Below are 19,321 nucleotides of genomic sequence, written 5' to 3' on the forward strand. Positions count from 1 at the left end.
CAAGCCGGGTGTGCCTAGGATTTAAAGGGTGGAACTCTAGGACACAGAAACGATGAACACCTGAGCCTCCGCGGATGTCCAGACCGGGTCTGGGCCAAACCCTGCATAATTCGGAGATAACGATCATGAAACTCTTTCTCACAGCCGCCGCCGCGACATTGGCCATGGCAGCCCCATCCCTTGCCGATACCTCGGCCGCTGAATTGTTCGCAATGAGCAACGCCTCCGCTGCCGAAACAATCGTCCGCGAAACCTCCATGGGTGACACGACAGCCGCCCGTGTGCGTCTAGCGCTGGGGAATATGAGCGCTGCAGAACGCCAGACGTTCTTTGATTCCGACACGGTTACTCGCCAACGCATTCTGAAGAACATCCAGCTGTTCGGCGATAGCAACAGCGCGGCAGAAATGTCCGCCGAAATTGAAGCGTCCGCGGGAAACTAACTCCGCATAACGCGATGACCATTTCGGGCGGGCTTCGGAGACGTCACCCGCCCGAAATCATTCTGAGGCAACGCCAAAACGCGCATGTACCGCAGACAACCCCGAAAGGCTTCCCCATGACACAACACGCAGCTCATAACCTTACCCGCCGCGGTTTTTTCGCCAGCACCGGTGCCGCGGCATTCACTGTAGCAAACTCACCCGCATCGGCCAGCGTCGCAGCAGGAAGTGCGTCGGACTTCAAGTACGAGGTCGTGCGGACCATCGACGAATGGTATACCCGACTGGGGGAGCAGAGCTACGCCGTGATGCGCGAAGGCTTCACCGAGGCCCGAAAATCCAGCCCGTTATGGGAGGAAACACGCGCAGGCACATATCACTGCAAAGGCTGCGATCTGCACAACTATGACGCTAGCTTCAAGGTGATCCTGGACAAAGGCTGGGTCTTCTTTGAACACTCGCAGTCGGATTCAGTTCTCACCGCGATCGATGGACCAGTGCCGGAATATGGCGCCATGGCCGAAGACGCCGCATTTACTGAGGTACATTGCCGCCGTTGTGGCAGCCATCTGGGGCACTTGCTCATCATTGAGGGCGCAATGCTGCATTGTATCAATGGCGCGTCTTTGGACTTTAAGCCCGAAGCAGCTTGAGCCGTCACAGGTGCTTTCAACAAAACGCAGAACGAAATAAGAACACCTCTTTCCCTATAGTTGGGTTCGCGCTATCTTGCGCGCCATGAGCAGTTTTAACGACGAAGATGCCTTCGAGGCCGCCAGCTTGCCCCTGTCCCAACGCGCGATGGGGGCTGCGATGGGTGCACGTGCGGCTCCATATCTGGATGGGTTGAACCCCGCGCAACGCGAAGCGGTCGAGACGCTGGACGGCCCCGTCCTGATGCTTGCAGGCGCTGGCACGGGCAAAACCAAGGCCCTGACCGCGCGCATCGCGCATCTGTTAACGACAGGCTCTGCGCGGCCCAACGAAGTGCTGGCGGTGACCTTCACTAACAAAGCCGCGCGGGAGATGAAGATCCGCGTTGGTGCGTTGCTGGGCGAAGCGGTAGAAGGTGTGCCATGGCTTGGCACCTTCCACTCGATCTGCGTGAAGCAACTGCGCCGCCATGCCGAACTGGTCGGACTGAAATCAAACTTCACCATCCTCGATACCGATGACCAAATCAGATTGCTCAAGCAGTTGATTGTTGCCGAAGGCGTCGATGACAAACGCTGGCCCGCACGGATGCTGGCAGGGCTGATCGACAGCTGGAAAAACCGTGCGTGGACACCGGATGCATTGCCCGCATCGGAGGCAGGGGCCTACAACAATCTGGGCGGCAAGATCTACGCCCAGTATCAGGAGCGCCTGCGCACGCTGAACGCCTGCGATTTCGGCGACCTGCTGCTTCACATGGTGACGATCTTTCAAAAGCACCCTGATGTGCTTGATCAATACCAACGCTGGTTCCGCTATATACTGGTGGACGAATATCAGGATACTAACGTCGCCCAATACATGTGGCTGCGTTTGCTGGCCGCATCGCACAAGAATATCTGCTGTGTGGGCGACGACGACCAGTCAATCTACGGCTGGCGCGGGGCCGAGGTGGGCAACATTTTGCGCTTCGAAAAGGACTTCGAGGGCGCAAAAATTGTCAAACTCGAACAAAACTATCGCTCGACCGAGCATATCCTTGGTGCCGCTTCCGGTATCATCGCTGGCAACAAGGGGCGGCTGGGCAAGACCCTGTTTACCGAGGCCAAGGGCGGCGAAAAGGTCCGCCTGATCGGCCATTGGGACGGCGAGGAAGAGGCCCGCTGGATCGGTGACGAGATTGAGGCCATGCAAAGCGGCACCCGTGGAATGAAGCCCATCGGCCTCAACCAAATGGCGATCCTCGTGCGCGCTTCGCACCAGATGCGCAGCTTTGAGGACCGGTTCCTGACGATCGGTCTGCCGTACCGCGTCATCGGCGGACCACGCTTTTACGAGCGTTTGGAAGTCCGCGATGCCATGGCTTATTTCCGGCTGATCACCAGCCCTGCAGACGACCTCGCGTTCGAGCGGATCGTGAACACGCCCAAACGCGGTCTTGGCGACAAAGCCGTGCAGAAAATCCAAGTGATGGCGCGCAGCAACGGCGTGTCCTTGCTCGACGGCGCACGTCTGCTGCTTGAAGCCAAGGGCCTCGGCGGCAAAGGCGCGGTTGAGCTGGCCAAGCTGGTCGACGGGCTGGACCGCTGGGGCGCAGCGGCGCGGATCGGGGACATGTCCCATATCGAGATCGCCGAAATGGCGCTTGAGGAATCCGGCTACACCGAGATGTGGCAAAACGACAAAACCCCCGAAGCCCCCGGTCGCCTCGACAACCTTAAGGAACTGGTCAAGGCATTGGAGCAGTTCGAGAACCTTCAAGGCTTCTTGGAACACATCGCGCTGGTCATGGACAATGACAGCGAAGACGCGACCGAGAAGGTCTCGATCATGACCTTGCACGCCGCCAAAGGCTTGGAATTCCCCGCCGTGTTTCTGCCGGGCTGGGAGGACGGGCTGTTCCCGTCACAACGCTCCATGGACGAATCCGGCCTCAAAGGCTTGGAGGAGGAGCGCCGCCTTGCCTATGTCGGCATCACGCGGGCAGAAGAGCTGTGCACAATTTCCTTCGCAGGCAACCGCCGCGTCTATGGCCAATGGCAAAGTGCTTTGCCGTCCCGCTTCGTGGACGAGCTGCCCGAACGCCATGTTGAAATCCTAACGCCACCCGGTCTCTATGGTCATCAGGCAAGCACTGTTGGCGATATGATGGATGCGCTGGGTGGCAGTGACCTGCACGAGGCGGCCGCGAAGGCCAATGTCTACAACTCCCCCGGCTGGCGACGGTTGCAAGAACGCCAATCTAGTCGCGGCATGTCGCAGCCGCGCGAAAGCAAGAACATGGTGATTGATGCGCAAGCCGTGTCGTCCTTCATCGTGGGCGAGCGGGTGTTCCACCAGAAGTTCGGCTATGGCGAGATCATGGCCGTGGAAGGCGACAAGCTGGACGTTTCCTTCGACAAGGCTGGCGACAAGAAAGTGGTCGGCAAGTTCCTCGTTTCCGCTGACAGCGCGGGCGATGTGCCGTTCTAGACGGCGGTTTGGCTCAGCAGCGGATAGAGCGACGCCATCAATAAGGCCGCCATCACCCAGTTGAAGACGCGTAATCGCATCGGGTTTGTCAAAATACGGCGCATTTGTTGCCCCATAACTGTCCATACCGACACCGACGGAGCGTTGACCGCGCCAAAGATTGCCGCAACCAGGGCGACCGCAGCCACCGATTGCGTAGGGGCGTAGACCGTGACAGCCGTCAACGCCATCGCCCATGCTTTTGGATTCACCCACTGGAACGCAGCGGCCTGAAGAAATGTCATCGGCGTTCCTCCAGCCTCGCCCTGTTTTGGCGGCGCGGCGTTGGCGATTTTCCACGCAAGCCAAGACATATAGGCGACCGAGGCGACCTTCAGGATCGTGTGACTGAGCGGATAAAGGTCGAACACCTGCACCAACCCGATGCCGACCAGAAACACCATAAGCATGAATCCAACGCTGATCCCCAGCATGTGGGGAACACTCCGGCGAAAGCCGAAATTTGCGCCTGACGCCATCAGCATAAGGTTGTTCGGCCCCGGTGTGGCCGAGGAGACGAAGGCGAAAACGATCAGCGCGGTGAGAAGTTCATAAGTCATGGCGGATAATCTTGGAGCAGTCGGCCCAGCGGTAAGGTCAATTCAGACGCTTTGTGGGCCATGATTTCAAGAATGGCGAGCGAATTTAGGTTGCCGAGAAGGTCTTGCCCTCAAAACACCACCACCGCAGACACAAAAAAAACGGTGATGCAGGGAGGATGCATCACCGTTCTTATGTGCGGCTCCGATCAGGGAGGAGGAAGATCATCGCCGTATTTCGGGCAACCTCGGGAGGAGGTGAAGTTGCTCCGATCTGGTTAGTAGCGGCACCTAAGGGAGGAGGAAGGTGCCGCCACTAAAGCGAATCCGGCTTAAGGGAGGAGGAAAGCCGGGAACGCAAACTCAATTCTTGAAAGCCGCGTCGTGTGCGATTGCTTTCAGGTTACCGCGGCACAGGCCCAAATCAGCCAATTCGCGATTGCTCAGCGCTTGCAACTCATCCAGAGTTTGGCGGTACAGGCGGTGTTTCGTGTGGCGTTCTGCCAAATCGTTTTTGAATGCGACCAGACGTTCAATCAGGGTCGGCGCGGTGCGGATGCTCGTTGTGTAAGCCATTTTCATCTACCTTTCAGTCCAGGGTTTCTCTGTCAGCGATCTGACGCCCTCGTCTCTGTTGACCTCAATCTAGTGAATTGCTGCGCTGCAACAATAGATAGATTTACAATGCCGCTATGCAGCGAACGCATGGCTTAACGCATTGTTTTTGTTACCTTACGTCAGTCAAATTATGACGTTTTTGTGAAGCCTGTTACCGCTGTCATCGCTTTCATCGGGATGCTCTACAAATGGGCGGGCTGAAAACATTTGCGACGGATTGGCGTGCGGGGTTGCCCTTCGCGGCATGTGCGCTCACTTAGACAGGGACGAAATTTGATCGAAGACAGGAAGCCTCCATGACCGTGACCCGCGACTCAATTCTTGACGCCCTCCGTGTGTTGAAGCTTCCGGACGGCGAAGACGTCGTCGCCAAAGATATGATCCGGGCTTTGGCGGTCGACAATGGCACTGTGCGTTTCGTGATCGAGGCCGCACCTGAGGTGGCCAAACACTTGGAGCCTTTGCGCGCCGCGGCCCAACAGATCGTGGAGCGTATGGACGGTGTCCAAGGCGCATCGGTCCTGCTCACCGCGCACTCTGACAAGAAACCACCGTCGTTGAAGGTCGGCAAACATCCCGAACCACAAGCCGGCCCGACCAAGCCCAAAGGTGTGGCGCGCATTCTTGCGGTCGCCTCCGGTAAGGGCGGCGTGGGCAAATCCACCTTGTCCTCGAACCTCGCCGTGGCACTGGCCAAACAAGGCCGCAAAGTGGGCCTGTTGGATGCCGACATATACGGCCCCTCCCAGCCGCGCATGATGGGCGTCAGCAAACGCCCCGCGTCCCCCGACGGTAAAACCATCATTCCCCTGAAAGCCCACGGGGTCACCATGATGTCCATTGGCCTGATGATGGACCCTGACAAAGCCATCGTTTGGCGCGGTCCCATGTTGATGGGCGCGTTGCAGCAGATGCTGGGTCAGGTGGAGTGGGGCGAGTTGGACGTGCTCATCGTCGACCTTCCCCCCGGCACCGGCGACGTGCAGCTAACGCTCTGCACCAAGTCGGAGCTGACCGGCGCTATCGTCGTCTCCACCCCGCAGGATGTCGCGCTGCTGGATGCGAAGAAAGCCATTGATATGTTTAACACGCTCAAAACCCCGGTGCTGGGGCTCGTGGAAAACATGTCTATGTATATATGTCCCACCTGCGGGACAGAGGCGCATATCTTTGGCCATGGCGGCGTGAGGGCCGAGGCCGAGAAGATGGGCCTGCCGTTTCTTGGTGAAATCCCCCTTGATATAGACGTGCGCCTGTCCGGCGACAGCGGCACGCCAATTGCCGCAGGTGACGGTCCCGTGGCGCAAGCCTACGCCAAATTGGCCGAGGGGTTGGTCAAAGGCGGCATGGCTTGACCAAGGCGGGCAGGGCGGCGTAGGAAGCGGCAGGGCAGCAGGATGCCCGCCGCCCGCAAGGCTTGGCCTTTGGTGAAATCCTGTACCGACCAAGATCACATCTGCAACTGACGCGCAGGGTGATGGCAATGCGGGCTCCATCAAGCCGAAACCGCGTCATCTTGTATAAGGTGATCTCATGACCACTCCTGACCCAATGCCCTCGGTCGAAGACCTGAAGGCCCAAGCCAAGCGCTTACGAACGCAAATGGCCGTTTTGAATACTCCCGTCTCTCACTCCCAGTCGCTGGAGCTTTTGGCTCAGCAAATGGGATTGCGCGACTGGAACACCCTCCAAGCCCGCGCCTCGGCGCTCTCCAACCACCGCCCGCCTTGGGCTGTGGGCGATTTCGTGCGCGGGCGTTACTTGGACCAACCCTGCTCGGGGCGCATCCTGTCGCTGTCTGCCGTGACAGGCGGGCGCTACCGGATAACGCTGCATCTGGACGAGGCGGTGGATGTTGTCACGTTCGACAGCTTCTCGTCGTTTCGCCAACGGATAAACGCGACGGTCGACTCTCACGGGATAAGCACCGGCAAGCGGTCCGATGGTGTGCCGCATCTGGTGATAAAGCCCTAAACAGCCCGCTTTGAGGCCCTACAGACCCGCGCGATGGCAATATCGCGCGGGTTTTCGCGCATCGCCTGTGGATAACTTGCTTTGCGAATCAAAATCGGCTCAAAAGGCGGTGATTCGGATGGGATTTCATGGGATCGGCATGGGAATTCGCCGAAAAATCACGGATTCATGGGAAATTGTGGGAAAAAGTTTCAAAAAAATATGGCACTACATCTAGTGGTGTCGATCGCCTCACTCACCAGTGAAGCTAAAATTCGTGGAAAATCTACTGCTTGTGTGGATCGCGCCAACCTCTTTTCCCACCAGTTCCCGTAAAAACCCATTGATTACCATGTGGTCCCATGGCACAAAGTTTCTACGATAAAGACGGCAACTAAAAACAAGGGGCGACTAAGAACCCCAAGGCGACCAAATGGTTTCATACAGGCACCGACTTTATCTAACTACGTTTGGCCCTGCGCGAGCAGACATCCCCCCAGGTGGCGCGGGTCAAACATCTCCCTAGACGGGAACGAGGGCGGCAGGTTGATCAGTGGCAGCAGATCAACTTGCCGTTTTCCGTTTAAGGGCCCGAGTTTGTAAAAGGGTGGCGCGGACAGTGGCACAACGGTTCAGAGGTGAAGGCGTCCACAAGGTGGACAGCAAGGGCAGGGTGTCTATCCCGGCCCTGTTTCGCCGTGTTCTGGAGGCCTCCGACCCCGACTGGACCGAAGGTTTAAGCCCCAACGTCGTCATCGTTTATGGTGGCAAATCTCAAAATTATCTTGAGGCCTATACGCAAGAGGCCATCAAAGAGGTCGACGAGAAGATCGCTCGCCTGCCACGTGGCTCCAAGCCCCGTCGCGCGCTGGAGCATCTGTTCAACGCACAATCCCTACCCACGCAAACCGACGACACAGGCCGCCTTGTGCTGCCCGCGAAACTGCGTGAGAAAATCGGCCTCAAGGGCGAAGCGAAGTTCGTCGCGATGGGCGATACCTTCCAGATCTGGGCACCAGATGCGTTTGAAGCGCGGAACTCCGACATCGAAGACTGGCTCGTCGAGCAGGGCGACGACTTTGATCCTCTAGAATTGTTGGAGATGGCTCCAGAGCCATCCGCTGCGGAGTAGGCCCATGTCTGCTAAAGTGCCGCGTGAGACCAACCCTGATGCGCCGCACCTGCCGGTCCTCATTGATGCTATCCTTGATAATGTGACCCCACAGGGTGTCTGGGTCGACGGCACCTTCGGCGCGGGCGGCTATACAAAAGCATTCCTCGACAAGGGGGCCAAAGTCATCGCAATCGACCGCGACCCGCTGGTCTTCGAGATGGCCGCCACATGGGCAGGCGGCTACCCCGACCTCATCCTCAAACGCGGCACATTCTCCGAACTCGACACCCTTGCGGGCGAGCTTGTCGATGGCGTGGTGCTGGACCTCGGCGTCTCCTCCATGCAGCTTGATCAAGCCGAGCGCGGCTTCTCTTTCTTGCGCGACGGGCCGCTGGATATGCGCATGGGCCAAGACGGCCTCAGCGCCGCTGATCTGGTCAACGAAGGCTCCGAAGCCCTGCTGGCGGACATCCTGTTCCAATACGGCGAAGAACGCGCCTCGCGTCGTATCGCCAAGGCGATTATCGCGGCACGGCCCATTACCACAACCGCCAAACTGGTCGAGGTCATCGAAAGCGTTTTGCCCAAAGGCAACCCTAGTAAAAGTCATCCCGCGACCCGTAGCTTCCAAGCTATCCGCATCGCGGTGAACGATGAATTTGGTCAACTTATCAGCGGCTTGGAGGCCGCAGAGCGTGCGCTTAAGCCCGGTGGAGAACTAGCCGTCGTGACCTTCCACTCGCTCGAAGACCGCATCGTTAAAAAATACCTCCAAGCCCGCGCAGGTCGCACGGGCGGCGGGTCACGCCATGCCCCCGAGCAGCTGGCCGACGCCCCGACATTCGAGCTGATCACCCGCAAAGCGGTGACGGCTGACAAGGACGAGCTGGCGCGCAACCCGCGCTCGCGCTCGGCCAAGCTAAGAGTAGGGCGGCGCACAGACGCCCCCGCAGCAGATAAGGGGAGGGCGGGCTTGGGCCTGCCCAAACTGACAGGACAGGAGCTATTGTAATGCGTGGACTATTTTACACCGTATCGGCCCTCGCGGTCATGGGCCTTGGATATTGGGCTTACTACGAAAACTACGAAACGCAGGATGCGCTGCGCACGGCATCCGGCCTGCAACGCGAAATCGGCTCGTCTCGTGAAACGCTTTCGGTGCTGGCCGCCGAATGGGCCTATCTGAACCGCCCCGAACGCCTGCGCGATTTGGCAGACCTGAACTTCCCCGATCTCGAATTGCTGCCCATCACCCCAGATCAGTTCGGCGATGTGGCGCAGGTCACCTTCCCGGCCCCTGAAGTCGAGTTGGACATCAACGAGATCAACGGCGCTGTCGATGTGCGCGGCAACTATTTGGCCGAGGACGGAGAGCAGTACCCATGATCCGCACCCCGCTGCGCCCTTTGGCGCGAATTCTGCAAGCAAGACAGAAGGGCGAAAACCCCGACCGCATCGAGCGCGAGAATATCCGCCTGCGCCACGAGGAAATGCGCGACAAGATGCGCCAACGCGCCGAAAGCCGTCTGCTGTTCGTGGGCGTGTTCTTCGTTCTCGCCTTCACAATGGTCGGGGCACGGATGACCGTGCTGGCGTCGTCGGAGGCGGTTGAACCCCGCGCCTCCACGTCTGGCGCGAACATCGTCGCGCAACGCTCTGATATTGTAGATAGAAATGGCCGCGTACTGGCGACCAACCTGATCACCAATTCGCTCTACGCCCAACCACATCTGATGATCGAGCCGAAACGCGCCGCCAAAGAGCTGGTCGCGATTTTCCCCGATTTGAACTTGGAGCGGTTGAACAAGGATTTCAGCGGCAGCCGCAAGTTCCTGTGGATCAAGAAGAAACTCAGCCCCGAGCAAATGCAGGCCGTGCACGATATCGGTGACCCCGGCTTGTTGTTTGGCCCGCGCGAGATGCGTCTCTATCCAAACGGCAAACTCGCAGCACATGTGCTGGGTGGTGCAAGTTTCGGGCGCGAGGGTGTTCATTCCGCCGAAGTTATCGGCACCGCTGGCGTAGAAAAGGCGTTCGACAATTATCTGCGCGACCCCGCCATGGATGGCGCGCCCCTGCGTTTGTCGCTCGATATGACCATTCAGGCCGCGTCACGTCAGGTGCTGGAAGGCGGCATGAAGCTGATGAACGCCAAAGGCGCCACAAGCATCCTGATGGACGTCCACACTGGCGAGGTCATTTCGATGATTTCCCTGCCGGACTTCGACCCCAACACCCGCCCCAATGGCCTGATCAAGGGCGATCCGTCCGACAGCCCGCTGTTCAACCGCGCGGTGCAAGGTGTGTATGAACTTGGCTCCACCTTTAAAATCTTCGCCGCAGCGCAGGCGCTGGATATTGGCTTGGTGAACCCGAACACCATGATCAATACCAAAGGTCCGATGCAAAAGGGCCGCTTCCGCATCCGCGACTTCCACAATTATGGCCCGCAACTCAGTGTGACCGACATCATCGTGAAGTCTTCGAATATCGGCACCGCACGCATGGCCCTCGACATTGGCGCGAAGCGTCAGAAAGAGTTCCTAAAGTCACTGGGCTTCTTTGATTCCACTCCTGTGGAGCTGGTCGAGGCAAATGGTGCAAAGCCGCTCTTGCCCAAGAAATGGGCAGATATTCACACGATGACAGTGTCTTACGGGCACGGCATGGCTGCGAGCCCACTGCATCTGGCCGCTGCATATTCGACCATGGTCAACGGTGGCACCTTGGTGAAGCCAACGCTCCTCAAGCAGCAGACCGTCGAAAAAGGCCCGCGCGTGATCTCCGAACGCACTTCGGCCCAAGCCCGCACCATGCTGCGTGAAGTCGTGAAGCGCGGCACGGCCTCGTTTGCGCGCGTTCCGGGTTATGAGGTTGGCGGCAAAACCGGCACTGCGGACAAGCCCAAGCCAAAAGGCGGCTATTACAAAGACAAGGTCATCGCGACATTCGCCTCCGCTTTCCCGATGAGCGACCCGAAATATGTGCTGATCGTCACCCTTGATGAGCCCTCTGAAAACTCCGGCAAAAAGCCGCGCCGCACGGCGGGTTGGACCGCTGTTCCAGTCGCCGCTGAAATGATCCGGCGTACTGCACCCCTTTTGGGCTTGCGGCCAGAGCTTGATCGCGGTGAATTGAGCAAAGTCGTAAACACGGCGTCCGAGTAGCCCGAAGGCCGTACTGGGACGACAACCCGGGGGGCAGTATGGCACGCACACGCGCAAGCCTGAATGAATTGGGGCTCACAGCCCAAGGTGGGGCCGAGGCCGAAGTGACAGGCCTGTCGGTGGACAGTCGTCTGGTCAAGCCGGGTCATTTGTTCGCGGCCTTGCCCGGCTCCAACATGCACGGCGCAGAGTTCATCCAATACGCCTTGCGCATGGACGCCGCCGCGATCCTGACCGATCCCGAAGGCGCTTCAATCGCCGAGGACGAGGTCGGTGCCTCGAACGCCGCCCTCATCGTCACCGAAGACCCCCGCCAAGCGCTCGCCTATGCCGCAGCGCTTTGGTTCGGCGCGCAACCCGGCACCATGGTCGCCGTGACAGGCACCAATGGAAAAACCTCCGTCGCCAGCTTCACCCGCCAAATCTGGCTGGAACTGGGGCTGGAGGCCGTGAACTTCGGCACCGCTGGCGTAGAAGGCGTGTTCACAGCACCCATGACCCACACCACGCCGGAGCCGATTACACTGCACAAACTGCTGTCGGAAATGGCAGGTCAAGGCGTCACCCACGCCGCGATGGAAGCATCGTCCCACGGGTTGGAGCAGCGCCGCCTTGACGGGGTGCATCTGGTGGCTGCCGCATTTACGAACTTCACCCAAGATCACCTCGACTACCACGCCACCTTCCAAGACTATTTCAACGCCAAAGCGGGCCTGTTCCGCCGCGTTCTGGCGCAGGATGGCGTGGCGGTGATCAATATGGACGATCCCAAAGGTGCGGAAATGGCCGCCATCGCAAACGAACGCGGCCACCGTCTGCTGCGGGTCGGTGCGTCTGACAATTGCGATCTGCAACTCCTTGGTCAACGCTTCGATGCAACAGGTCAGGACCTGCGCTTTTCTTTCGGCGGCGAGGTCCATCAGGCCCGCCTCGATCTGATCGGTGGCTTCCAAGCCTCCAACGTCATGGTTGCCGCTGGTTTGGCGATCGGGGCAGGGGCGAAACCTGCCGATGTGTTCCAAACCCTGCCGATGCTCACCACGGTCAGGGGCCGCATGCAAAAAGCCGCGACCCGCGCCAACGGGGCTGCGGTTTTCGTCGACTACGCCCACACACCCGACGCGCTTGCGACCGCGCTCAAGGCGATGCGCCCGCATGTCATGGGCCGTTTGGTGGTGGTCTTCGGCGCAGGCGGCGACCGCGACAAAAGCAAGCGCCCGCTGATGGGCGCCGCCGCGCGCGACAATGCCGACGTGGTGTTCGTCACCGACGATAACCCGCGCACCGAAGATCCGGCCTCGATCCGTGCGGCCATCATGGACGCCGTCCCAAGCGCCACCGAAGTGGGCGACCGCGCCGAGGCGATCCTGCGCGGCGTCGACGCGCTCGGGCCGGGCGATACGCTGCTCATCGCGGGCAAAGGCCACGAGACGGGCCAAACGGTGGGCGACGACGTGCTGCCCTTTGACGATGTGGAACAAGCAAGCGTGGCCGTCGCCGCGTTGGAGGGGCAGCTATGACGCTCTGGACGTCAGACGAAGCCATCGCGGCAACAGGCGGCACCTCCGCGACGCCTTGGAAAGCCACAGGCGTGTCCATCGACACGCGCACGCTGCAAGCCGGTGACATGTTCGTGGCCCTCAAGGATGTGCGCGACGGGCATGACTTTGTGGCGCAAGCCTTGGCGAACGGGGCCGCCTGCGCGCTGGTCTCCCGCATCCCCGACGGCCTGCCTGCGGACGCTCCCCTGCTCGTCGTTGACGATGTCTTAACCGGTCTCGAAGCCCTTGGCCGCGCCGCCCGCGCCCGCACCTCCGCACGCGTCATCGGCGTCACCGGCTCTGTCGGCAAGACCTCCACCAAGGAAATGCTGCGCACCGCGTTGACCGGCCAAGGCCACGTGCATGCCGCCGAGAAAAGCTACAACAACCACTGGGGTGTGCCGCTGACCTTGGCGCGGATGCCGAAAGATACCGACTTCGCTGTGATCGAAATCGGTATGAACCACGCAGGCGAAATCGCACCGCTGACCAAGATGGCCCGCCCGCATGTGGCAGTGATCACCATCGTCGCCCCCGCGCATCTTGAGGCCTTCGCCTCCGTCGAAGACATCGCCCGCGAGAAGGCCGCGATCTTCGAAGGCTTGGAAGACGGCGGCACCGCCATCATCAACGCGGACCTGCCCACGACTGACCTGCTCCTCTCGCTTGCGCCTTCCAACTGCCAAACCTTCGGCGAAAGCAACGGCGCGGATTGGCACCTTCTCGAGGCGACCTCCGGCGATGCCTCCACCGTGTGCCGCGCCAGCAATAACGGTGATGCGTTGGTGTTCAAGCTGGGCGCCCCCGGTCGGCATTTTGCGATGAACGGACTGGCCTGTCTCGCAGCAACCTCGGCGGCGGGGGCCGATTTGGGGCGCGCGGCGGTGGCACTTGGGGACTGGGCCCCGCCCTCCGGTCGCGGTCAGCGCCGCTTCATCCATCTGGATGCGCAAATGCCCGAGCAGGGGATTGACCTGTTCGATGACGCCTACAACGCCAATCCTGCGTCCGTGGGGGCTGCGCTCGACGTGCTGGCCGTCGCGATGCCGCCCGCGCCAGCTGGTCGCCGCGTTGCCATTCTGGGCGACATGAAAGAGCTTGGCCCGACCGAAAACGCGCTTCACGCGGGCTTCGCCTCCCACCCCGCGATGGAGGAAATACAGCAGGTTCATTGCATCGGACCGCTGATGAAGCATCTCTACGAGGCGCTGCCGACCTCAAAGCAAGGTCTGTGGGCCGCCACCAGCGCCGAGCTGGCCGACAGCCCGCTGGCCTTGGTGAAAGCAGGTGATGTAGTCATGGCAAAGGGATCTTTGTCGATGAAAATGGCACTGATCGTTGACGCCATCACAAATTTGGGCCAATCCGTAGCAGATAACTAAGAGGGACACCGCTACATGTTGTATTGGCTCACCGCATTTTCAGATGGCGGCGATTTCTTTAACCTATTTCGCTACATCACTTTTCGTGCGGGTGGGGCGTTCTTCACAGCGCTGATATTCGGCTTCCTGTTTGGCCGTCCCCTGATCAATCTGCTCAAGCGCAAGCAGCGCAACGGCCAGCCAATCCGCGATGATGGCCCCGAAAGCCACATTCTGACCAAGCAAGGCACCCCCACCATGGGCGGGGTGCTGATCCTCGGTGCGTTGATCTTCTCGACGCTGCTCTGGGCGCGGCTCGACAACGGCTTCGTGTGGATCGTGCTTGCGGTGACCGTCGGCTTCGGCGCAATCGGTTTTGTCGATGACTACGCCAAGGTTACCTCCAATTCCCATGCAGGGCTGTCCGCGCGCATTCGCCTGTTAATCGGTTTCATCATTGCGGGCATCGCGGGCTATTTCGCGACGATCATGCACCCTGACGCACTGGTCAACCAACTGGCGCTGCCTGTCTTCAAGGACACTCTGGTCAATTTAGGCTTCATGTTCATCCCCTTCGCGATGTTCGTGATCGTGGGGGCGGCCAATTCCGTCAACCTGACCGACGGCCTCGACGGCCTCGCCATCATGCCGGTGATGATCGCGGCTGCCACTTTGGGCGTTATCGCCTATGCTGTTGGCCGCGTCGACTTCACCGAATATCTGGGTCTGCACTACGTCCCTGGCACCGGCGAGTTGCTGATCTTCATGGCGGGCCTCATCGGCGGCGGTCTCGGTTTCCTGTGGTATAACGCCCCTCCGGCGGCGGTCTTCATGGGCGACACTGGCAGCCTCGCCTTGGGCGGCGCGCTTGGCACCATCGCCGTTCTGACCAAGCACGAGCTGGTCATGGGCATCGTCGGCGGCCTCTTCGTGGTCGAAACCCTCTCGGTTATCATTCAGGTTCTCTACTTCAAGAAAACCGGCAAGCGGGTCTTCCTGATGGCCCCGATCCACCACCACTTCGAAAAGAAGGGCTGGGCCGAGCCGCAGATCGTCATCCGCTTCTGGATCATCTCGCTGATCCTCGCGATGATCGGCCTCGCGACCTTGAAAGTCCGGTGAAGCGCGCGCTCGTCACCGGCGGGAACCGCGGTATCGGCAAGGCGATTGCCGCGGGCCTGCGCGATGCGGGGCTGCGCGTCATTATTGGCGCTCGCGATCCGGATCAGGGGCAAGCCGCTGCGGCGGAGCTTGGCGTTGAGTTCAAGCGTCTGGACTTGGCTGATCCGACATCCATTAACGAGGCGCGTCCTTGGGTCAGCCATGTCGACGTGCTGGTGAACAATGCGGGTATCCTCGAAGATGTGCCGCTCTTCGACGATGGCACCAATTTCGAGCGGAGCATGCAAACCATGCTGCAAGCCCCCTACGAGCTGATCCGCACAGCGCTTCCCGGCATGAAGCTCCGCAGCTACGGGCGCATCGTTAACGTGTCTTCAGGCTGGGGCAGTTTTGCCGAAGGGCTCGGCGGTGGCGGGGCTTACGCGGTCGCCAAGGCAGGCCTCAACGCCCTGACGATGCGCGCGGCACAAGACCTGCCCGCGACCGTCAAAATCAACGCCATGTGTCCCGGTTGGGTGAAAACCCGCATGGGTGGTGCCAGCGCGACCCGTTCGCCGGAGGAGGGGGCAGAGACCGCAATCTGGCTCGCCACCTTGCCGGACACCGGCCCCACAGGCGGCTTCTTCCGCGACCGCAAACAGATAGACTGGTAGCCCCATGCCCCATGCCGAGATCAAATATTCCGCCGACATGACGCTCGACACGCAAGCCATGATGGCGTTGATCGAGGCCACGATTGCCAACCATGACAGCGGGGCAGGGGCGGTCAAATCCCGCGCCTTCCAAATCAGCGACTTCCTCCACACCCATGTGATCATCAACATCACGATGCTGCCCAAGGCGCATCGCGACCCGGATTTCATGACCGCATTGCTGGGGGATTTGTCGTCAGGGCTGAAAGCCATTGTTGACCAGCCTTGCGCCTTCTCGCTCGAATTGGCCTTCAACGGCCCCTATTATCACACTGACAACCTGCAAGGGGCTGCCACATGATCCCCGTTCAAGGATATTCCGGCGCAACTGTCGCCGTTCTGGGAATTGGCCGCTCCGGCCTGTCCGCCGCACGCGCCCTGCGCGCAGGCGGTGCAGAGGTGGCCGCATGGGACGACAATGAGAAGGCCCGCGACGCAGCGCAGGCGGAAGGCTTCACCATCCGCGACCTCTCCAAACAAGGCGCGTTTGAAGGCGTCGCCACACTCATCGTCTCCCCCGGCATCCCGCATCTTTATCCCGAACCCAACAAGGTCGTGCGCGCCGCGTGGGACGCGGGCGTCCCCGTCGACAACGACATCTCGCTGTTCTTCCGCTCCTTCGCCACCTCCGAGTGGGACAATTTCGAGCGTATCCCCAAAATCATCGCCGTCACCGGCTCCAACGGGAAATCCACCACCTCCGCGTTGATCCACCACATCCTTGAACACGCCCAACGCCCCACCCAGCTTGCGGGCAATATCGGGCGCGGGGTGCTGGACATGGACCCCGCCATAGACGGCGAAGTCGTGGTGCTGGAGCTTTCCAGCTACCAAACCGACCTCGCCCGATCCCTGACGCCGGACGTCGCGGTCTTCACCAACCTCTCCCCCGACCATCTGGACCGCCACCACGGCATGGGTGGCTACTTCGCCGCCAAACGCCGCCTGTTCTCCGAAGGTGGCCCCGACCGTTGCATCATCGGCGTGGACGAGGACGAGGGGCAATATCTCGCCAACCAGATGGCCGGAGGCGTTACCGACGACCGCGTGATCCGCGTCTCCAGCGGGCGCAAGCTGACCGGTGACGGCTGGAACGTCTTCGCCAAAAAGGGCTTCCTCGCCGAATGGCGCAAGGGCAAGCAAATGGCCTCCATCGACCTACGCGCGGTGCCTGGATTGCCCGGCGCCCACAACCACCAAAACGCCTGCGCCGCCTACGCCGCCTGCCGCACCGTGGGCCTCGCCCCCCGCGTGATCGAGGCCGCGTTCCACAGCTTTGCAGGCCTGCCGCACCGCTCGCAACTGGTGGGCGAGAGGGACGGTGTGAAATTCGTCAACGACAGCAAAGCCACCAATGTCGACAGCGCCGCCAAGGCGTTGCAGGCCTTCACCAACATCCGCTGGATCTGCGGCGGGTTGGAGAAAGAGGGCGGCTTGGGAGGTCTGTTGCCCCACTTGGGCGGCGTCACCAAGGCCTATGTGATCGGTCGCGAGGCCGCGAGTTTCGCCATGCAACTGGGCGATCTGCCCCACGAGGTCTGCACCGACATGGCCACCGCCGTCGCCCGCGCCGCCGCGGATGCAGTCAAGGGTGACACAGTCCTGCTGGCACCCGCCGCTGCCAGCTTCGACCAATACGACAGCTTCGAGCGCCGCGGCGAGGACTTCATCGCGCAGGTAGAGGTCGAGTTAACAACCTGAGGTCAAAGCGCAGAATAAATGCTAGCTAAGGTCTGCTGTGTAGGACAAAGAAGTCATTGCCTTCGGACTTGCCAAGGTCGGCTTTCAATTTTTCCCGTTTCACGAAAAGCTAAGCTTCGCGTCAATCAACAATTGGAAATACGCCAGTTTTCTTGACCACCCCGTAAACAAAGCTGCTGTCGATTGATCCGATACTGCCAATAGGGTGCAAGCACTTACGCACGAATTTCTCGTAACCGGCGAGGTCCGCGACGACCACCCGCAATAGGTAATCGGACGTGCCGGTCATCACAAAACATTCAAGCACCTGATCCAAGCGGCTGACTTGTTTCTCAAACTGCTGAACGACTTTCTCGGTATGTCCTGTCAGGCTGACCCGCACGAAGACGGTCACGGGCAAACCATAGGCTTCGGCATCGATGTCAGCCGTGTACCCCATGAGTGCGCCGCTTTGCTCAAGCAGCTTCACACGACGCAGGCAGGGTGACGGCGACAGGTTTACCTCTGCGGCGAGATCTTGATTCGTCATCCGGCTGTTGCGTTGCAGTGCCCGGATGATTTGGCGATCTTTGGCGTCCATTTTTGAGCCTCACTGGCATAATCTGCTAATTTTTTACCAATATGAGGCATCAATAGCAATCCGCAAGCCGTGGATCTGTCCTAATTTACTCTGGAAACACTCGCGGAGACTCGACATGCGCAATCACCCAAACAGCTTTTCAACGATGGCAATCCATCATGGATATAACCCTATGAACAACGAAGGGGCTTTGACGCCGCCGTTGCATCTGACATCGACCTTTGTTTTTGAAACGGCAGAAGCTGGTGGAAATATGTTCGCAGGGGAGCAAGCCGGGCACATCTATTCGCGCATCTCGAACCCGACGAGCGATTTGCTTGAGCGTCGTATCGCAGTGCTTGAAGGGGCCGAGGCTGGGCTTGCATTGGCCTCGGGCATGGGGGCGATTACGGCGACCTTGTGGACGCTGCTCGCGCCGGGGGACGAAATAATCTTGGACAAGACGCTATATGGCTGCACGTTTTCATTCATGCACCACGGTTTGGCCAAGTTTGGGGTCACGGTCACTCATGTTGACTTGACGCAGGCAGAGAACCTTAAGGCGGCGATTTCCGACAAAACAAAAGTCGTTTATTTTGAAACGCCCGCCAACCCAAACATGCGCTTGGTCGATATCGCCGCTGTTGCTGACATTGCCCATGCTGGCGGCGCACATGTGGTTGTCGATAACACATACGCCACGCCATATCTGACCCAACCGATCAAACTTGGCGCCGACGTCGTTCTACATTCTGCAACGAAATATCTTGGCGGCCACGGCGATGTCGTGGCGGGCCTTCTGGTGGGGTCTGCGGAAATGGTCGAGGACATCCGACTTCAAGGGATGAAGGATATGACCGGTGCGGTGATTGCGCCGTTCAATGCGATGTTGATCTTGCGCGGCCTCAAAACGCTTGAGCTACGCATGGACCGTCACTGCAGCAGTGCAGCAACGGTCGCGCAGATGCTTGAAGCCTCCGCCGCCGTTCAAAAGGTATGGTACCCGGGACTGGAGAGCTTTGAGCAACACGATCTGGCCCAACAGCAGATGTCCCAGTTTGGCGGTATGATTGCCTTTGAACTGACGGGCGGCAAACAGGCTGGCATTGACATGATGAACAGGCTGAACCTGATCTCGCGCGCGGTTTCGCTCGGCGACGCCGAGACTTTGGTCCAACATCCTGCAAGCATGACACATTCAACCTATACGACTGAAGAACTGGCCGAACATGGCATCAGCGTAGGCCTTGTGCGTCTGTCGGTTGGCCTTGAAGGCGTGGATGACTTGCTTGCCGATCTTGCGCAAGCTTTGCCCAAGTCTTCGATCAAGACCGCAGCCTAAGGAA

The 19,321-nt window shown here is 59.8% G+C and carries 19 protein-coding genes; 16 read left to right on the forward strand and 3 right to left on the reverse strand.

What is annotated here, in order from left to right:
* The first annotated feature begins 125 nt into the window (after positions 1 to 125).
* The 3 genes from BDE40_RS02285 to BDE40_RS02295 all read left to right on the forward strand — a co-directional run bounded on the left by BDE40_RS02285 (position 126) and on the right by BDE40_RS02295 (position 3,569).
* Positions 126 to 443 (forward strand): hypothetical protein, encoded by a 318-nt coding sequence (locus tag BDE40_RS02285; protein WP_134012458.1) that lies wholly within the window; start codon positions 126 to 128, stop codon positions 441 to 443.
* A gap of 116 nt (positions 444 to 559) precedes the next feature.
* Entirely contained in the window at positions 560 to 1,096 is a 537-nt protein-coding gene (locus BDE40_RS02290; protein WP_162848012.1) for a peptide-methionine (R)-S-oxide reductase, read from the forward strand.
* An 85-nt stretch (positions 1,097 to 1,181) separates the two neighbouring features.
* Positions 1,182 to 3,569, forward strand: a complete 2,388-nt coding sequence (locus BDE40_RS02295; RefSeq protein ID WP_134012462.1) for an ATP-dependent helicase — start codon at positions 1,182 to 1,184, stop codon at positions 3,567 to 3,569.
* Here BDE40_RS02295 and BDE40_RS02300 read toward each other — a convergent pair.
* Both BDE40_RS02300 and BDE40_RS02305 read right to left on the reverse strand, forming a co-directional pair.
* Positions 3,566 to 4,168: a LysE family translocator gene (locus BDE40_RS02300; RefSeq protein WP_134012464.1), complete on the reverse strand. Its 603-nt coding sequence runs from the start codon at positions 4,166 to 4,168 to the stop codon at positions 3,566 to 3,568. The two genes, BDE40_RS02295 and BDE40_RS02300, sit on opposite strands and share 4 nt — an antisense overlap.
* A 342-nt stretch (positions 4,169 to 4,510) precedes the next feature.
* Positions 4,511 to 4,723 (reverse strand): DUF1127 domain-containing protein, encoded by a 213-nt coding sequence (locus BDE40_RS02305; protein ID WP_134012466.1) that lies wholly within the window; start codon positions 4,721 to 4,723, stop codon positions 4,511 to 4,513.
* Positions 4,724 to 5,061: 338 nt separating this feature from the next.
* Between BDE40_RS02305 and BDE40_RS02310 the strand changes: the two genes are divergently transcribed.
* The 12 genes from BDE40_RS02310 (at position 5,062) to murD (ending at position 17,416) form a co-directional block, all read left to right on the forward strand.
* Positions 5,062 to 6,120 carry an Mrp/NBP35 family ATP-binding protein gene (locus BDE40_RS02310; RefSeq protein WP_134012468.1) on the forward strand — a complete coding sequence of 353 codons (1,059 nt, stop codon included), beginning with the start codon at positions 5,062 to 5,064 and terminating at the stop codon, positions 6,118 to 6,120.
* Positions 6,121 to 6,298: 178 nt separating this feature from the next.
* Positions 6,299 to 6,739 carry a glyoxalase superfamily protein gene (locus tag BDE40_RS02315; RefSeq protein WP_134012470.1) on the forward strand — a complete coding sequence of 147 codons (441 nt, stop codon included), beginning with the start codon at positions 6,299 to 6,301 and terminating at the stop codon, positions 6,737 to 6,739.
* A 598-nt stretch (positions 6,740 to 7,337) separates the two neighbouring features.
* Positions 7,338 to 7,850, forward strand: a complete 513-nt coding sequence (gene mraZ, locus BDE40_RS02320; protein ID WP_134012472.1) for a division/cell wall cluster transcriptional repressor MraZ — start codon at positions 7,338 to 7,340, stop codon at positions 7,848 to 7,850.
* Between the two features lie 4 nt (positions 7,851 to 7,854).
* Positions 7,855 to 8,844, forward strand: coding sequence for a 16S rRNA (cytosine(1402)-N(4))-methyltransferase RsmH (gene rsmH / locus BDE40_RS02325; RefSeq protein ID WP_134012474.1), 990 nt, complete (start codon positions 7,855 to 7,857; stop codon positions 8,842 to 8,844).
* The gene (gene ftsL, locus BDE40_RS02330) at positions 8,844 to 9,218 is read left to right on the forward strand and encodes a cell division protein FtsL (protein WP_073146243.1); all 375 of its coding nucleotides are present in this window, start codon (positions 8,844 to 8,846) and stop codon (positions 9,216 to 9,218) included. The genes rsmH and ftsL overlap by 1 nt, the downstream gene beginning before the upstream one ends.
* Positions 9,215 to 10,999, forward strand: coding sequence for a peptidoglycan D,D-transpeptidase FtsI family protein (locus tag BDE40_RS02335; protein WP_134012476.1), 1,785 nt, complete (start codon positions 9,215 to 9,217; stop codon positions 10,997 to 10,999). The genes ftsL and BDE40_RS02335 overlap by 4 nt, the downstream gene beginning before the upstream one ends.
* A 38-nt stretch (positions 11,000 to 11,037) precedes the next feature.
* Entirely contained in the window at positions 11,038 to 12,519 is a 1,482-nt protein-coding gene (locus BDE40_RS02340; protein ID WP_134012478.1) for a UDP-N-acetylmuramoyl-L-alanyl-D-glutamate--2,6-diaminopimelate ligase, read from the forward strand.
* The gene (locus tag BDE40_RS02345) at positions 12,516 to 13,922 is read left to right on the forward strand and encodes a UDP-N-acetylmuramoyl-tripeptide--D-alanyl-D-alanine ligase (RefSeq protein ID WP_134012480.1); all 1,407 of its coding nucleotides are present in this window, start codon (positions 12,516 to 12,518) and stop codon (positions 13,920 to 13,922) included. Before BDE40_RS02340 ends, BDE40_RS02345 begins: the two co-directional genes overlap by 4 nt.
* 15 nt (positions 13,923 to 13,937) lie before the next feature.
* A complete protein-coding gene (gene mraY, locus BDE40_RS02350; RefSeq protein ID WP_134012482.1) occupies positions 13,938 to 15,023 on the forward strand; it encodes a phospho-N-acetylmuramoyl-pentapeptide-transferase in 1,086 nt (361 codons plus the stop codon).
* Positions 15,020 to 15,676: an SDR family NAD(P)-dependent oxidoreductase gene (locus BDE40_RS02355; RefSeq protein ID WP_134012484.1), complete on the forward strand. Its 657-nt coding sequence runs from the start codon at positions 15,020 to 15,022 to the stop codon at positions 15,674 to 15,676. The genes mraY and BDE40_RS02355 overlap by 4 nt, the downstream gene beginning before the upstream one ends.
* A 4-nt stretch (positions 15,677 to 15,680) precedes the next feature.
* A complete protein-coding gene (locus BDE40_RS02360; RefSeq protein ID WP_134012486.1) occupies positions 15,681 to 16,016 on the forward strand; it encodes a hypothetical protein in 336 nt (111 codons plus the stop codon).
* Entirely contained in the window at positions 16,013 to 17,416 is a 1,404-nt protein-coding gene (gene murD / locus BDE40_RS02365) for a UDP-N-acetylmuramoyl-L-alanine--D-glutamate ligase (RefSeq protein WP_134012487.1), read from the forward strand. Before BDE40_RS02360 ends, murD begins: the two co-directional genes overlap by 4 nt.
* Before the next feature lie 121 nt (positions 17,417 to 17,537).
* Here murD and BDE40_RS02370 read toward each other — a convergent pair whose 3' ends face one another.
* Positions 17,538 to 17,996 (reverse strand): Lrp/AsnC family transcriptional regulator, encoded by a 459-nt coding sequence (locus BDE40_RS02370; RefSeq protein WP_134012489.1) that lies wholly within the window; start codon positions 17,994 to 17,996, stop codon positions 17,538 to 17,540.
* Positions 17,997 to 18,111: 115 nt separating this feature from the next.
* On the opposite strand from BDE40_RS02370, the gene BDE40_RS02375 reads away from it, so the two are divergent.
* Positions 18,112 to 19,317 (forward strand): methionine gamma-lyase, encoded by a 1,206-nt coding sequence (locus tag BDE40_RS02375; RefSeq protein WP_134012491.1) that lies wholly within the window; start codon positions 18,112 to 18,114, stop codon positions 19,315 to 19,317.
* Positions 19,318 to 19,321: the final 4 nt, after the last annotated feature.

Source organism: Litoreibacter halocynthiae, from assembly GCF_004365635.1.
In the GTDB taxonomy this organism is placed as follows: Bacteria; Pseudomonadota; Alphaproteobacteria; order Rhodobacterales; family Rhodobacteraceae; genus Litoreibacter; species Litoreibacter halocynthiae.

Excerpts from the sequence above, each read along its gene's own strand:
- BDE40_RS02285 (WP_134012458.1), top strand. The coding sequence starts at position 126 with ATGAAACTCTTTCTCACAGCCGCCGCCGCGACATTGGCCATGGCAGCC.
- BDE40_RS02290 (WP_162848012.1), top strand. The coding sequence starts at position 560 with ATGACACAACACGCAGCTCATAACCTTACCCGCCGCGGTTTTTTCGCC.
- BDE40_RS02295 (WP_134012462.1), top strand. The coding sequence starts at position 1,182 with ATGAGCAGTTTTAACGACGAAGATGCCTTCGAGGCCGCCAGCTTGCCC.
- BDE40_RS02300 (WP_134012464.1), bottom strand. The coding sequence starts at position 4,168 with ATGACTTATGAACTTCTCACCGCGCTGATCGTTTTCGCCTTCGTCTCC.
- BDE40_RS02305 (WP_134012466.1), bottom strand. The coding sequence starts at position 4,723 with ATGGCTTACACAACGAGCATCCGCACCGCGCCGACCCTGATTGAACGT.
- BDE40_RS02310 (WP_134012468.1), top strand. The coding sequence starts at position 5,062 with ATGACCGTGACCCGCGACTCAATTCTTGACGCCCTCCGTGTGTTGAAG.
- BDE40_RS02315 (WP_134012470.1), top strand. The coding sequence starts at position 6,299 with ATGACCACTCCTGACCCAATGCCCTCGGTCGAAGACCTGAAGGCCCAA.
- rsmH (WP_134012474.1), top strand. The coding sequence starts at position 7,855 with ATGTCTGCTAAAGTGCCGCGTGAGACCAACCCTGATGCGCCGCACCTG.
- ftsL (WP_073146243.1), top strand. The coding sequence starts at position 8,844 with ATGCGTGGACTATTTTACACCGTATCGGCCCTCGCGGTCATGGGCCTT.
- BDE40_RS02335 (WP_134012476.1), top strand. The coding sequence starts at position 9,215 with ATGATCCGCACCCCGCTGCGCCCTTTGGCGCGAATTCTGCAAGCAAGA.
- BDE40_RS02340 (WP_134012478.1), top strand. The coding sequence starts at position 11,038 with ATGGCACGCACACGCGCAAGCCTGAATGAATTGGGGCTCACAGCCCAA.
- BDE40_RS02345 (WP_134012480.1), top strand. The coding sequence starts at position 12,516 with ATGACGCTCTGGACGTCAGACGAAGCCATCGCGGCAACAGGCGGCACC.
- mraY (WP_134012482.1), top strand. The coding sequence starts at position 13,938 with ATGTTGTATTGGCTCACCGCATTTTCAGATGGCGGCGATTTCTTTAAC.
- BDE40_RS02360 (WP_134012486.1), top strand. The coding sequence starts at position 15,681 with ATGCCCCATGCCGAGATCAAATATTCCGCCGACATGACGCTCGACACG.
- murD (WP_134012487.1), top strand. The coding sequence starts at position 16,013 with ATGATCCCCGTTCAAGGATATTCCGGCGCAACTGTCGCCGTTCTGGGA.
- BDE40_RS02370 (WP_134012489.1), bottom strand. The coding sequence starts at position 17,996 with ATGGACGCCAAAGATCGCCAAATCATCCGGGCACTGCAACGCAACAGC.
- BDE40_RS02375 (WP_134012491.1), top strand. The coding sequence starts at position 18,112 with ATGCGCAATCACCCAAACAGCTTTTCAACGATGGCAATCCATCATGGA.